This window comes from Pontibacter sp. HJ8, from assembly GCF_054824225.1.
In genome coordinates, this window is the sequence record NZ_JSYF01000597.1 from 1 (window position 1) to 494 (window position 494).

Genomic DNA, 494 nt, shown 5'->3' on the forward strand with positions numbered 1-494 from the left:
CACCTGTTGCAGGCACCGTCCAGGTATAGGCTACACCGGTCACCGCTGTCACCGCATAGGTTGCTGTCACCCCGGCACACACACTGCTGCTGCCTGTGATAGCCACTGGAGTTGCAGGTATGGTGTTAATTGTAGTCGTGTACGCTCTTTCCGGGCTGGTGCCGCACTCATTGGCTGCTACCACTTTTACGGTACCGCCGGCAGTACCCGCTGACACGGTGATGCTGGTTGTGCCCTGGCCTGAGGTGATTTCCCATCCGGCAGGTACTGACCAGGTATAAGTAGTAGCGCCTGGTACGGCAGCGATGCTGTATTCATTGCCTACCAGTGTGGCACATACCACTGCCGGGCCGGCTATAGCACCCGGTCTAGCCGGAATGACGGTGGGCGTGATGGTGAGGCTGGCCTGTTCGCTTGTACCGCACGTATTCACAGCGGCTGCTTTCAGAACACCTTCCGTGCTGCCCACTTTAATCTTAATGGTGTTGGAAGTG

Annotated in this window: 1 pseudogene; it reads right to left on the minus strand. The window is 57.5% G+C overall.

Annotation, left to right across the window (positions count from 1 at the left end):
- Nucleotides 1–494 (minus strand): annotated as a pseudogene (locus OB13_RS19855) (hypothetical protein); the annotation flags it as partial.